The sequence below is a fragment of the Polyangium jinanense genome (assembly GCF_028435265.1).
In the GTDB taxonomy this organism is placed as follows: Bacteria; Myxococcota_A; Polyangia; order Polyangiales; family Polyangiaceae; genus Polyangium; species Polyangium jinanense.
Genome location: NZ_JAGTJK010000002.1, coordinates 816,511 through 829,441 on the forward strand (window position 1 = coordinate 816,511; position 12,931 = coordinate 829,441).

Here is a 12,931-nt window from a genome sequence, read left to right on the forward strand (position 1 = left end):
CCGGGCCTCTCGGCCGCGGGGCGCGTGATCCTTCAGCCAGCCTCGATCAGTGGCTCGACTGGCTCTTCTTCATGAGGTCGGCGAAGGTGCCGAACTTCGCCTCGCGAGCGACGCCCGCGCGGTACGACTGGTAAGCCTGCTTCTCGGCGTCCTCCTTGAGGGCGCGGATCGAAAGCTTCGCCTCGCCGCGGCGCGGGTCGACCTCGAGCACCTTCGCGTCGAGCTTCGTGCCCACGGGGAACTCCTTGCGGAGATCCGTGCCGCGCGCCGTGCCCGTGTGGCCTGCCGGGATGAAGCCACGCGCCGCGCGACCGGTGACGCCGAGGACGCGGACCGAGAGGCCTCCCTCGACGGCCTGCACGACGGCGACCTTCACGGCCTTGTACTGCTGCACGCGCTGACGCGGCTCTTCCTCCTCGCCGCTCGGCAGCGCGGGGTGCAGGCCGATCTTGTGCGCGCCCGGATCGCAGCTCGCGACCACGACGTCGATCTCGTCGCCGACCTTCACCACCTCGCTCGGGTGCTCGACCTGCTTGAACGAGATGTCCGCCGTGTGGCAGAGGCCGTCGATCCCGGGCTCGAGCTCGATGAACGCGCCGAACGGCTGCAGGCGCGCGACCTTGCCCTTGTGCTTCGTGCCGACCGCGTACTTCTCCTTCACCGTGTCCCACGGATCCGCGGTCGTGGCCTTGTGGCTGAGCCACAGCTTGCCCTTGTCGTCGATGCGGATGACCTTGACGTCGATCTCCGCGCCGGGACGGAAGAGGTCGCCGAGCCGCGCGCTGCGGTCGTGGCTCGCCTCGGTCATGTGGATGAGGCCCTCGACGTTGCCCGCGTCGGGCAGCGCGACGAAGACGCCCCACGCCACGACCTTGCGCACGATGCCCTTGTGCACGCTGTTCGGCGTGACCTTGCTGAGCGCCTCGGTGCGCAGGCGGCGCGCATCCTCTTCGAGCATGCGCTTGCGCGAGACCACGATGTCGCGGCCCTTCTTCGCGTACTGCGCAACCACGAAGTCGAGCTTCTGACCGACGAGGTGCGAGAGATCCGCGCCGTGACGAAGGTCCACGTGCGAGGCCGGCGCGAACGCGCGCAGGCCCCCGAGATCGACCTCGAGACCGCCCTTCACCGCGCCCGTCACGAAGCCGAAGACCGGCTCGCCGCTCTGCGACGCGGCTTCGAGCTGCTTCTTCAGCTCGTCGAGCGGCTTCGGCTGCCCCTTGCAGAGCACCAGCATGCCGCCGCGAACGCCCGTGCTTTGCACGCTCGCGATGAACTGATCGCCCTCGGCCGGCACTTCCTCGTCGCCGAGCTCCTGCCGATCGAAGAGGCCCGTCGCCTTGCCTGCGATGTCGATCCAGATCGCCTGGTCCGTCACCTTGCAGACCTTGCCGAAGACCTCTTCGCCCACGCTGAACGCAGGACGCTCGCGCTGGGCTGCGGCCGCTGCAGCGGCCTGTTTGTCCTTGCGCCGATCCTTGCGCTTGCCTTGCGGCGCTTCCCCTTCGGCCTGGGCCTCGGAAGCCTCGCCGGCCTCCGTGTCCTCGCCTTCCGCGTCCTCGCCGCTCGCCTCGGCGCCTTCGGCCCCTTCGGCCGCGCCTTCCGCCGTCGGGCCTTGCGCGCCCGGGGGACCCTTGCGCTTCCTGCGGCGCTTGCGCTTCTTCGCGTCGCCGGCCGGACCTTCGGCCTTCGCCGCAGGGCTCGCCTGCGGACGACCGCCGGGGCCCGGCAGGCGGTTGCCAATGTCGTCTCCCGGCTGCTCATCCTCCCACTCTTCGCGGGAAGGAGCGGCGGTGGGCGAGGCGGCCTGGGCCTCGGTGCTCGCCTCGGGCTTTTGATTCTGCGGCTGCGCCTCGGGCGCCGCGGCGTCCTTCTGGACCTCTGCCGCCTCGGTGGTGTTGTTGTCCGTGTTCATCCGGGATCTCGGGCCCCGCTCGCGGCGCGCGTCGTCAGGGGACGACCTTCGCGCACACGCGTAGCTCGGAAGGGGACGGAAACATAACGTACCTCGCGCACAGGCGCGAGGTCTCCGCGCACAGCGCTCGAACTTCGAGGCGCTTTTTCAACGTACGATGGGTAAAAACCGCTGCTGGCCGCCGCTACGGTCGATGCGGAGGGAGCCCCCGCGACCGAGGTCGTGCACGCTCACCTTGGCCGCCAGCCGCTGCGCCACCTCGAGGAACGCCCGGCCGACCGAGCTGTCCGGCGCCGCCTGCACGACGGGCGTGCCTGCATCGCCCCACTCCCGCACCGAAGGATCGAGCGGGATCTGACCGAGCAGCGGGGCGCCCGCGAACTCGGCGATCTTCTGACCGCCGCCCGAGCCGAAGAGCTCGTGACGCGCGGAGCAACCGTCACAGATGAAATAACTCTCGTTCTCGACGACGCCGAGGATGGGGATGCCCACCTTCTGGGCCATCGAGACCGATTTGTAAACGTCCTGGAGCGCGACTTCCTGCGGCGTCGTCACGATCACGGCGCCCGTGGTGCGCAGCTTTTGCGAGATCGTCAGGGCGATGTCGCCCGTACCGGGGGGCAGGTCGAGGATGAGGTAGTCGAGCGTGCCCCAGTCGACGTCTTTCATGAACTGGAGCAGCGCGTTCTGGATCATCGGCCCGCGCCACACGACAGCTTGACGCGCGTCCTCGAGCAGGAAGCCGATCGACATGAGCTTCACGCCGAAGCGCTCGAGCGGCAGGAAATGCTGGCCGTCGGCCGAGGTCGGCCGGCCCATCACGCCGAGCATCGTGGGCACGCTGGGCCCGTACATGTCGGCGTCGAGAAGGCCGACGCGGCAACCGAGGCGGTTCAGCGCGAGCGTCAGGTTCGCGGCGACCGTGCTCTTTCCGACGCCACCCTTGCCGCTCATGACGAGCACGATGTTCTTCACGCCGGGGCAAGGATCGTCGGCCATGATGTTGCGCTCGGGAACGTTGGAGCTCCAAGTAATCGTCACGTTCCCCGCGCCCGCGGCCTTGAGCGCCGCCGTCACGTCGTCCTGGATCCGCGCCTTGTACGGGCACGCCGGCGTCGTGAGCGTGAGGCCCACGGTGACGGTGTCTCCCTCGACGGTGACGTCGCCGAGCATGCCGACGTCGACGAGGGGACGAGAGAGCTCGGGGTCCTCGACCTTTCCGAGCGCGGATTTCGCGGATTCGACCGTGATTGCCATGATTTCCTTCGGGGCAGCGCGGGGCAGCCGGTCTGTTAGGACCAGCCACGGGTGTCGTCAACCCGTTCCGCGGTCGCGCGGGCGCGCCGCCGCCGGGAAAAACGGCCGGGGCGAAACAAAAAGAAAACACGCCGCCCGGCACGACGAGCGGCCGGGCGGCGCGTCATGCGTCGCTCAGTTGACGGAGCCGGCAGCCTTGCCGCCGATGCTGGCGCTGGCCTCGACGGAGACCTGCACCTCGACGCTCGCGTCGAGCGCGGCGGCCGCGGCCGTCGTCGCGCAGACGAGGGCCTTGCCGCTCGACGTGATCGCGCCCTCGAGGTTACCGCCGACCTCGACGAGGACCTTGCCGGCGTCGAGCGCGGCCTGACCACGCTCGATGCCCGTCACGATGAGCTTCGGCAGGTGCTCCTCGAGCGCGACGACGAGCGCCTCGAGATCCGCGGTCGCGCCGCCCTTGAGCTCGATCGTGACCTTGGGCGGCGTGCACGAGGCCTCCGCCTGGATCTCCGCGTTGCAGCTCGCCTGGCAGTCGGCGTCGAGCTCGCACTCGGGCGGCGTGATCTTGCCCTCGCAGTGCGGGGCCTCGAAGTCGACGGAGCACTCGCCGCGGCAGGTGCCGTCGCACTCCACGGCGGCGTTGGCCTCGAGCTCGCACGAGCCCGAGCAGGTGCCCTCGCACGTGCCGTCGCAGCGGCCGTTGCAGTTGTTCGCGTCGCCCGAGGAGCACGTGCCGTTGCACTTGCCGTTGCAGACGGCGCTGCACGAGCCCCTGCACTCGACCGTGGCGCCGACGTCGGCCGTACACGAGCCCCTGCACTCGGCGGTGCACGAGCCCGCGAGCTTGCCGGGCTCGCACTTGGCTTCGAGCTGCGCCGGCGTGCACTTGGCGTCCACGTCGCAACGCGCGTTGCACTCGGCGGCCGCGTCGAGGCTCGCCTCACACTTGCCGCCCTCGACGAGGGCGACGAGCTCTACGCTCGCGTTGGCCTTCATCACCTCGTCGAAGCCGAGCTGCGCCTCGGCGCAGACGGCCTCGAGGCGCTTGGCGCCCTCGAGCGACGACCACTTCGAGTCGTCGCGCTTCGTCGCCTTGGCGATGCCCTCGCAGGCCACGGTGACGTCGGCGATCATCTGATCGGCGAGCGTGACGAGCGCGCCCGAGGCGCTCATGAACGACTTCACGCGGAAGTCGATGTCGAGGTTCGCGCCCCACTGCGCGTCGGCCCGGAACTCATTGCACCCCTCGGCGATGTCGGCGACGTCGCTGCAACCGATGCCGGCGGTGAGGCCGATTCCGAGCACGAAGGCGGGCGCGGCGGCGAAGCGGATCCAGTTATTTTTCTGCGACATGCGAAGCTCTCCTTGTTGAAGAAGTGATGACTACGTTGAAGCGCACGTGCAGCTTTTGCGCCATGCGACGTGCGGACGGAGCACCCTCCCGTCCATCCCCGGGACCCTCACGGAATGCCCGGATAAGGGAGGATGGGTGCGAAAGAGACGCGCCGCGCGTGGCGAAAAGTTTTGCGCAGCAAGGATCGGTCGAGATCAGAAGAGACCAGCTTGTCTTACCAGCAGCTCGCCTCGCCGCCCTGATTCGGGTTCGACGGGTTGGCGAGCGTGTAGGGCAGGAGCTGGCACTTCTGGTAGTTCTGCGAATTTGGGTTGAGATCGCACTCGGCGTGCTTGCCGCTCGGTGACAGCGGGCAGTCGTCGTTCGACATGCAGGCCCCGCCCGAGGTGGCGAGGTCGACGCAGCCGCGGCTTCCGTCGGTGGCCTGGATGCAGACGGAGGTGCCGGTGAGCGGGCCGCAGTCCTCGTCGTTCACGCAGGGCTCGCAGTAGTTGCCCTCGCCGACGCAGGCGCCGAAGCGGTGGAAGCAGGCTTTCGGCCCCTCCGGCTTGGCCGCGTCGACGGCCTTGCACTCGTAGGAGCGTCCGCAGTCGGAGTCCTTCACGCACTCGGAGGCGCAGCGCTTCGTGGTGTCGTTCGGGAGCGAGATGCAGTGGCTGTTCGGGATCTGTGAGCAGTCCAGATCAGTGTTGCACGGGGCGCACGTGTCGCGCTGGATGCACGTCTTCCGAAGTACACACAGCTGCCCCTCGAACATCGTGTTGCCCTGCCCGAGCGAGCTCGGCTCGATGCAGTCGTCGGACGACTCGCCGCAGAGGCCGTTGTTGCCCTTCGTCGGATTCATGCTGCCGCAGAGCTCACGCGCCTCGCGGGTCGTGCCGCAGTAGAAGCCACCGGGGCACTCGGCGTCGCTCTGGCAATCTTGCTTGGTGCAGAAAGCATCGGCGTCACCCTCGGCCGCCGAGAGGCACGAGAGCGGCGCCGTGCACTCGCCCGGCGCGCACGTGAGCACGGTGCACGGCGTGTTGTCGGGGCATTTTCCGACGAGGCAGTTCGCACGTCCGTAACAGAAGTCGACGTCGGGCTCGCAGGCGTCGGGCGCGCCGCCGCACTGATCGAGGAAGCACGGCGTGCCCGTCTCCGGGCAGGAGAGCGTCTTGCTGCACTCGTCGCCGAAGGGGCATTTGAAGCCGAAGCCGAAAGGCTTGTCGTTCGGCTGGCAGGCGAAAAGTTCGCGTTTCGTGTCGTCCTCGACCGCGGCTGTGCAGTCCTGCGTCCCATCCGCGAGGCAATCGGTGTGCGCGGCGCACTCGAGCACGCAGCGGTTTTCCACGCAGGTGTTGCCGGGCAGGCACTTGTCAGGGGTGCATTTCCCCTCGCATTTGCCGTCTGCAGTCACGAAGCCGCCGAAGCAGAAGGGCAGCTGCTCCTCTTCGGAGCAGGCGCCGAGCGCGCCACCGAAAAGGAGCGAGAGGAGCGAGAGGGCGGCGGCAAAACGAAGGCGCGCGGGCTGCCGCGGACGGAGAACGGGAGAATGCTGCATGATGACCTCGAACCTCGGAGGGCCGCCCCTCCGTGGATGTGGGTATGCATGGGACGGTGCCGTGTTCCACGCATCTTGCCTGGGTAAGGATCGGGTCCAGGCGAGGCCTTTTGCCAAGGAGGGCGCTTGACGCGCCGCACCCCCGCGAGGACCATTCCGACCTACCTCATTCCAGGCGCGGTGGCATCATGCGAAACGACGTGCTCTTTCGGGGCTTGGTTCTCGGTCTGACGGCAGCTATCGGTTTGATCGGCTGCGGCAGTAGTGACGAGGGCGAAGCCAACGTGACACCGGGGTTCCCCGATCAAACGGGGCAGCTCCCGCGTGGATCGTGGGCTCTCCCGTATCCCGCGGGTCCTTACGGCATCAGCAAGGGCTCGATAGCGCAGAATTACGAGCTCATCGGTTTTCCGAACGCGAAGGAAAAGCTCGCCGAAGGCGTGCGATTCATCTCCTTTGCGGAGTTCTACAATCCGACGGGTGACGGGGTTTTTCCGGAAAACTCCGTGTTCCCCAAGGACACGCCGAAGCCGAAGGCGCTCGCGATCATCATCTCCGCTTCATGGTGCGGGCCTTGCCAGTACGAGGCGGCCGAGGTGCTCCCTGGTCTGCGCGCGAAGTACAACCCGATGGGCGGCGAGTTCCTCCTCGCGCTCGCGGAAGGCATCTCCGGTTCGCCGGCGACGCCCGACGATCTGACGAAGTGGGTGAAGAAGTTCGTCATCGACTACCCGTCGGTGACCGATCCGGGCGGCAAGCTCGCGGCGCTCTGGGAGAGCGATTCGTTCCCGGCGAACATCATCATCGACACGCGCACGATGGAGATCGTCCAAACGTACGCAGGTCCGCCTCCCTCGACGTACTGGAAGACCTTCGAGAAGGTCATCGCAGGAACGTTGTAGTCGTCTCTCCGCCTCCTGCGCGCGTGCCGCCCTTCCTCGTTTGCGGCATGATGCGCGGATGAACGCGCGAAAAGCACACGTCCTCGGGGCCGCGATCGCCGGCCTCCTCCTCAGCTCGTGTGGTGGCGAAATGCCCTCCGCGAAGGCCGGCGGCGGCGCGACAGCGCCCGACTTCACGCTGCCGTCGCTCGACGGCAAGCAAGTCCGGCTCTCGGACTACAAGGGAAACAGCGTGGTGCTCATCGACTTCTGGTCGACCACCTGCGACCCCTGCATGATCGAGATGCCGCACCTCGTCGACCTTTACAAAAAGCACAAGGATCGCGGGTTCGTCGTGCTCGCCGTCTCCGCCGACGGGCCGGAGTCCCGCGCGCAGGTGAGCAGCGTGGTGCGCTCGAAGGACATGGTCTTCCCCGTCCTCTTGGACGAGGAAACCGTGGTGACGGCCCGCTACAACCCGAAGCGCGAACTGCCCTTCACCGTGCTCATCAGCAAGGACGGTTCGATCGTGCACAAGCGTGGTGGATACACCGCGGGGGACGAAAAAACCCTGGCAGCCGAGGTCGAGAAGGCCCTCGCGGACTGATCGGGCAGCGCGCGCGTCATGGTAGAAGGCGCGCGTGAGCTCCTCCTCGCGTCGCGCCGCAGCCGCGCTGGCCGTCACCCTCGGAAGCCTCGCGATCGCGCCCGCCGCGAGCGCGCTCGACCTGCCTGGGCCGGCCGGTGAGCCGATCGGTCTCGACGTCACCAACACCACGGTCGTCGACTACCGCTGGGACAACCGCAACCACGATCCAAGGGCGTTCAACCCGCGGCCGATCGTCGACGACGACTACGGCGAGTGGATCAACCGCCTCAACGTGCAGGCCACGTGGTGGCGCTTCCGCGTGGGCGTGCGGCTCGACTCGGCGCTCTACTACCTGACCACGACGCGCACCGAGGCGCAGGTGATCGCGCAGAAGCAGATCGACGCGGTGAAGCAGGCGGATCCGAACGCCCAGGTGCCGCAGACGATCGACTATGCGAACCGCTTCTACAACGAGCTCAACACGCGGTTTCTGAACAGCATCTACCCGGCCAAACTCTACGTCGGATACAACCAGCCGGGCCTCGACGTCACGATCGGCGATTTCTACGCGCAGCTCGGTCGCGGCCTCGTGCTCAGCGTGCGCAAGATCGACGAGCTCGCGATCGACACGACGATCCGCGGCGGCAAGGTCGTCTTCGACAAGAAGCTCGGGCCCGCGCGGATCGGCGCGACCTTGCTCGCGGGGCAGATGAACCCGCTGCGTTTCGACGAGGTGAGCGGCCGGCGCCTGCACGGCGCAGGATCGCCCTTGTTTTTCGGCTTTCCGGACGCGAAGGCCGCGACGACGTACGCCATCAATGGGCAGCCGGTCGTGGCCGCGCCGAGGCCGAGTTACCTCGAAGACACGATCTTCGGCGGCCGCGTCGAGGGCGGGATCGACGCCGTCCAGTTCGCCGCGAACGCGTCGGTGCTGATGCGCAAATCCTTCACCGAGGAGAACCTCGCGTGCAGGAACGCCTGCTCCACGGGCGACTCGACGTGCGTGGATCGCTGCTACGCCGAGTTCCCCGAGTTCACGGTCCTGCCCGGAGGTCGTTCGCACAACCAGATCCGCACGTTCAGCGGATCGGTGAACGTGCCGTCGATCGCGGGGATCGGCGACCTCTACGTGGAGGTCGCCGGGCAGCAGCTCCGCGACGGGCACGTGGGCGCGATCGACGCGCAAGGCACGGCCACGGAGCGGCAGGCGGACGTGTCGGGATACGCGGTTTACGCGAACGCGAACTTCGGTCTCGGGAAGCTGCAGCTTTCCTTGGAGGCCAAACATAATCGAAAGTTCTTCCCGCTCGGCTCGAACATCGACGTGACCACGCCGGGCTACAGCGCGCCCGAGTACAGCGTCGTCGCCTACAGCGCGCCGCCGACCGCGGAGCCGATTTACATCGAGCCGATCGAGTCGCCGAACGTGTGCATGACCGGCGGCCGCGCGACCGCGAACTTCAAGTACGACGAGCACACGTCGGTCTACGGCTGGCTCGGCCGGTACCGGAGCTGGACCGAGGTGCCCACGAACGACCTCTGCCAGTCGATGGACGACCAGTTCCGCACGGATACGTGGGACACGGCCGTGGGCATCGACATGAGCCGCGAGCAGGGCAAGTCGCACGCGCGCGCCTGGATCGGCGCGCGTATCGCGGAGCGCGCCGTGCCCACGCTCGGGACGCGGGCGCCGGGCGAGACGGACGTCCTCTATTACGAGGGCTACATCCGCTACGACCTCGTCAAGCACATCAAGGGACCGTTTTCGTTGCAGCTCCAAGGGTTCCACCGGAACCGCTACCTGCCCGCGACGCACGGTCGGGTGTGGAACGAGGGCGAGAACTACACGGCGCTCCACTGGTCGCCGCACCTCTCGGCGGTGTTCGGCTACGAGTATTCGACGCGGCCCGGCTGCCAGCCCGAGCTCGCCGGCGAAGACGAGTTCAAGGTGGTGCTCTGCCACTACCTGAGCGGCGGCCTCACGTACCGATCCGGGAGCACGGACACGTGGGCCTCGCGGCTCGTGAACACCGTGAACCTCTTCGTCGGGCAGCGGCGCGGCGCGATCCGCTGCGTCTCCGGCGTCTGCCGCCTGTTCCCGCCCTTCGAAGGCGCGCGGCTCGAGGTCGTCTCCCGGTTCTAGTCGGACAAACTGTTACTTCGCACGGAGCATCGCGCATGCGACGCCCGTGCGAACGCGCGGATCCGCGTCGACCGCGAGGAGCGCGGCGCGCCCGAGCTCGCCGAGCGCCACGAGCGACGTGCCCGCGACCTTGCGCGCCTGCTCGCTCGTCGAGCGCGCGTCCGTCGTGAGGAGCGGGAGCACCTCGCGCGCGCCCGCCCGCGCGAGCGCCGCCTTCGCGAGCAGCGCGCGGATGCCTTTGCCCTTGGCCATGCCGAGAAGCTTTTGCGTGATCTCAGCGCGCTCCTTGGGCTTCGCGCCTTCGCCTTCGGCCGGCGCCATCTCCAGGCCGCGGCCGAGCGCCGCGATGGCGACGTCCTCGTCCGCATCGGTCCGCGCCTTCACGAGCGCCTCACGAACGCTCGGCACGCTGAGCGTCGCCGCGTGGATCGCGAACACCCGCTCGCGCGTCGAGCCCGTCTCGATCGCCCGCGCGAGCACGCCTGCAGCGTCCTCCGCGCCCAGCCCCGGCTGGCGGACGAGCACGGCCGCGGCCGCGATCTGCGGCAAACCTCGCTCGATCTGCGACACGCGTACGAGCTGCGCTCGCCCGCCTGCGTCCATCGCCCGCGTCGAGGACCACGCGCCCACGATCGCGACCCGTTCGTCCTCGTCGGCCTTCACGAAGAGATCCTTCAGCGCGAGCACGACGCGATCGCCGCCGAGGTTGCCTACCGCGTCGATCGCCTGCAGGCGTACGGGCGGGTGCGGATCGAGCCGCGCCGCTTCGAGCAGCGCTTCGGTGTCGTTCGGATCGAACGCGTCGAAGGAGGCCTTGAGCGCCGCGAGACGCACGGCCTGGTCCCCGTCGGCGAACAGGCTCCTGCGCTGCGGACCGTCCGCGTACGCGACGAGCCCACGCGCTTCCACGGCGCGCCACGCGCTCGACGCGCCCTTCGACGCGAGCGCCGCGCGGGCCGCCTCCGCGAGATCGTCGCGATCCCAGAGGCGTGCATCGAAGCGGATGAGCGCCGCGATCGCCGCGACCTCGTCGCTGCCCGCGGCGCGCGCTTCGAGCACCTCGTCGAGCCCTTCCGCGCACGAAGGCAGCTCCTTCAGCTTGCTCACGCCCGCGTCCCCCTTCGCGGCCTTCACCTCTTGTTCGAGCACCACGCGCGCGATGCGACGCGCCTCGGCCTCGTCCACCGCCTCCTCTGCGGAGCCACTCGCGAGCACGCGTCGCGCGCCGCCGAGATCCCCTTGCTCTGCGGCGCGTAGCGCGGGGCCTCCGCCGCAGCCTGCGGTGAGAGCGAGGACGAGGAGACTTCCAAGGGCGCGCGGGAATTTCGTGCGGCGAGCGATCATCGGGCGTTCCTTTCGAGCTACCTGACCTCGCCCCGTCTCGCAAAGCCTTCCGTCTCCACGCGCGCTCGGCCCTTTCCCCCGGGCCTCCGGTGCGTCACCCTGCGCGGCTCGGGCGGCTCTTTTGTCTCCCGATCACGCCCATCGCGTCCGCTCCCCCACAGGCCCCGGCGTCGCCGAGGACCTCTCGTTCATGCGTTTCGACGTCATCGCCAACATCACGGCGCGCCTCTACCGACGAAGGCCCTCGCTCCTCGACGAGGTGAGGCGCACCTGCGCGGGCGTCGCCGAGGTTCACCCCACCTCCCGTGTCGACGAGCTCGACGCCGTCTGCGCGCGGCTCGCCGCGCGCGGCACGGACCTCGTGATCCTCTCCGGCGGCGACGGCAGCTTCATGGCCGGCGTCACGGCGCTCGCGCGCGCCTTCGGCGAGGCCTCGCTCCCGCGCCTCGCGCTCCTGCCCGGCGGCACCGTTGCCACGGTCGCGCGGAACTTCGGCATGAAGGGGGATCCCACGCGGCTGCTCGCTCGGATCTTCGCCGCCCGCGCGCTCACCTCGCGACGAAGGGCCACGTTGCGCGTCCGCGAGGCACGCGAGGGCGCGACGAACGAGCGCCTCGGCTTCATCTTCGGCACCGGCCTCGTCGCGCGGTTCTTCGACCTCTACTACGCGGACGGCGCGCGCGGGTATGGCGGCGCGGCGCGGATCGCCGGCCGGATCTTCGTCGAGTCGTTCGTCGATGGTCCGTATGCACAGCAAGTGCTCACGCCCATGCCGTGCACGATCGAGGTCGACGGCCGTCGCCTCACCTCCGATCGCTGGTCGCTCGTGTGCGCGTCCGTCGTGCGTGACCTCGGCATCGGCATGCGCGTCAATTACCGCGCGGGTGAGGACCTCGATCGCCCGCACCTCGTCGCGAGCCCTCTGCCTCCACGCTCGCTCGGCCCGCGCGCGCCGCTTGTCCTCCTCGGCAAATCCATCGGCGGCGCGGGTTCCTTCGACGACCTCGCGCGCTCGTTCGTCGTGCGTTTCTCCCCCGAAGGTCCCTACGTGCTCGACGGCGACGTGCTGCGCGCCTCGGAGGTCACGGTCTCCGCGGGCCCGCCCATCGACGTCGTCACGCTCTGATCACGTCACGCGCTTCGCCGCGTCGGCGTTTTCCTCGTCATCGCGCCCTTTCGCACGTGCGCCTTCGTCGAGACCTTCGGCACGATCTTCGTCGCCGTCCCCTTTTTCGATGCGATCTTTGTCGCCCCTCGCGCGGACGTCGCTGTCGCAGCGACCTTCGCCGTCCCCTTCGCGAGCGAGGGCCTCGGCCTCGTCGCCACGGGCGCACGCACCACCACCGGCTGCTTCGTGGCCTGCGTGATCGTTCCTGCCCGGAGCGCGTCGCGCGCCATCGCCACGAAGTCCGAATCGGTCACGATGCCGAGCAGTCGATGCGCCTCGTCCACCACGGGCAAGCAGCCGATCTTCTGCGTGAGCATGATGTCCGCTGCGTCCGCCGCGTCGTCGTCCGGCCCGATCGTATCGACCGACCCACGCATCACATGGCGCACGCACGTCTTGCGCTTCGCCTCGGCCATGTCGTCCGCCGGCAGCTTGTCGAGGACGCGGCCCGTGGCTGCCAGGAGGTCGCGGTGCGACAGCAGGCCCACGAGCACGTCGCCATCCAGCACGGGCAGGTGACGTACGCGCTCGACGGTCATGAGCTCCTCCGCGAACAGAATGTTGTCGCCGAGCTCGAGCGTGCTGACGGGCGCGCTCATGATCTCTCGCACCTTCACACGATCCTCCTTGCTCCCGCGCGCGTCGTGCGCACCGCCCAAGGCGATGACGCGCGACGCGCTGCACCACGCGTCATGCGTGCATCTCGCGAGCCACGCGTGTTTGCATGACCGAATCGT

10 protein-coding genes are annotated in these 12,931 nt (G+C 68.7%); 4 read left to right on the forward strand and 6 right to left on the reverse strand.

Going from position 1 to position 12,931, the window contains the following annotated elements:
• Nucleotides 1–46 precede the first annotated feature (46 nt).
• From KEG38_RS07795 to KEG38_RS07810, 4 genes are all read right to left on the reverse strand, one after another.
• Nucleotides 47–1,915, reverse strand: coding sequence for a S1 RNA-binding domain-containing protein (locus KEG38_RS07795; RefSeq protein ID WP_272418455.1), 1,869 nt, complete (start codon nt 1,913–1,915; stop codon nt 47–49).
• A gap of 147 nt (nt 1,916–2,062) precedes the next feature.
• Nucleotides 2,063–3,172, reverse strand: coding sequence for an Mrp/NBP35 family ATP-binding protein (locus tag KEG38_RS07800; protein ID WP_272418456.1), 1,110 nt, complete (start codon nt 3,170–3,172; stop codon nt 2,063–2,065).
• 174 nt (nt 3,173–3,346) lie between these two features.
• Complete coding sequence (locus tag KEG38_RS07805; protein WP_272418457.1) at nt 3,347–4,525, reverse strand: hypothetical protein; 1,179 nt, start codon at nt 4,523–4,525, stop codon at nt 3,347–3,349.
• A gap of 215 nt (nt 4,526–4,740) precedes the next feature.
• Nucleotides 4,741–6,069 carry a hypothetical protein gene (locus KEG38_RS07810; RefSeq protein WP_272418458.1) on the reverse strand — a complete coding sequence of 443 codons (1,329 nt, stop codon included), beginning with the start codon at nt 6,067–6,069 and terminating at the stop codon, nt 4,741–4,743.
• A gap of 284 nt (nt 6,070–6,353) precedes the next feature.
• Between KEG38_RS07810 and KEG38_RS07815 the strand changes: the two genes are divergently transcribed.
• Genes KEG38_RS07815 through KEG38_RS07825 form a run of 3 tightly spaced genes read left to right on the forward strand, consistent with a single transcriptional unit; the run spans nt 6,354 to nt 9,682 of the window.
• Nucleotides 6,354–6,971 (forward strand): TlpA family protein disulfide reductase, encoded by a 618-nt coding sequence (locus KEG38_RS07815; protein ID WP_272418459.1) that lies wholly within the window; start codon nt 6,354–6,356, stop codon nt 6,969–6,971.
• Nucleotides 6,972–7,029: 58 nt separating this feature from the next.
• Nucleotides 7,030–7,557 carry a peroxiredoxin family protein gene (locus KEG38_RS07820; RefSeq protein ID WP_272418460.1) on the forward strand — a complete coding sequence of 176 codons (528 nt, stop codon included), beginning with the start codon at nt 7,030–7,032 and terminating at the stop codon, nt 7,555–7,557.
• A 34-nt stretch (nt 7,558–7,591) separates the two neighbouring features.
• Complete coding sequence (locus tag KEG38_RS07825) at nt 7,592–9,682, forward strand: DUF6029 family protein (protein ID WP_272418461.1); 2,091 nt, start codon at nt 7,592–7,594, stop codon at nt 9,680–9,682.
• Nucleotides 9,683–9,694: 12 nt separating this feature from the next.
• Here KEG38_RS07825 and KEG38_RS07830 read toward each other — a convergent pair whose 3' ends face one another.
• On the reverse strand, nt 9,695–11,026 hold the full coding sequence (locus KEG38_RS07830; RefSeq protein ID WP_272418462.1) for a HEAT repeat domain-containing protein: 1,332 nt from the start codon (nt 11,024–11,026) through the stop codon (nt 9,695–9,697).
• 190 nt (nt 11,027–11,216) lie between these two features.
• Here KEG38_RS07830 and KEG38_RS07835 point away from each other — a divergent pair, with 190 nt between their 5' ends.
• A complete protein-coding gene (locus KEG38_RS07835; RefSeq protein WP_272418463.1) occupies nt 11,217–12,152 on the forward strand; it encodes a diacylglycerol/lipid kinase family protein in 936 nt (311 codons plus the stop codon).
• A 5-nt stretch (nt 12,153–12,157) separates the two neighbouring features.
• On the opposite strand, the gene KEG38_RS07840 is transcribed toward KEG38_RS07835, so the two are convergent.
• Nucleotides 12,158–12,811: a CBS domain-containing protein gene (locus tag KEG38_RS07840; protein WP_272418464.1), complete on the reverse strand. Its 654-nt coding sequence runs from the start codon at nt 12,809–12,811 to the stop codon at nt 12,158–12,160.
• Nucleotides 12,812–12,931 lie beyond the last annotated feature (120 nt).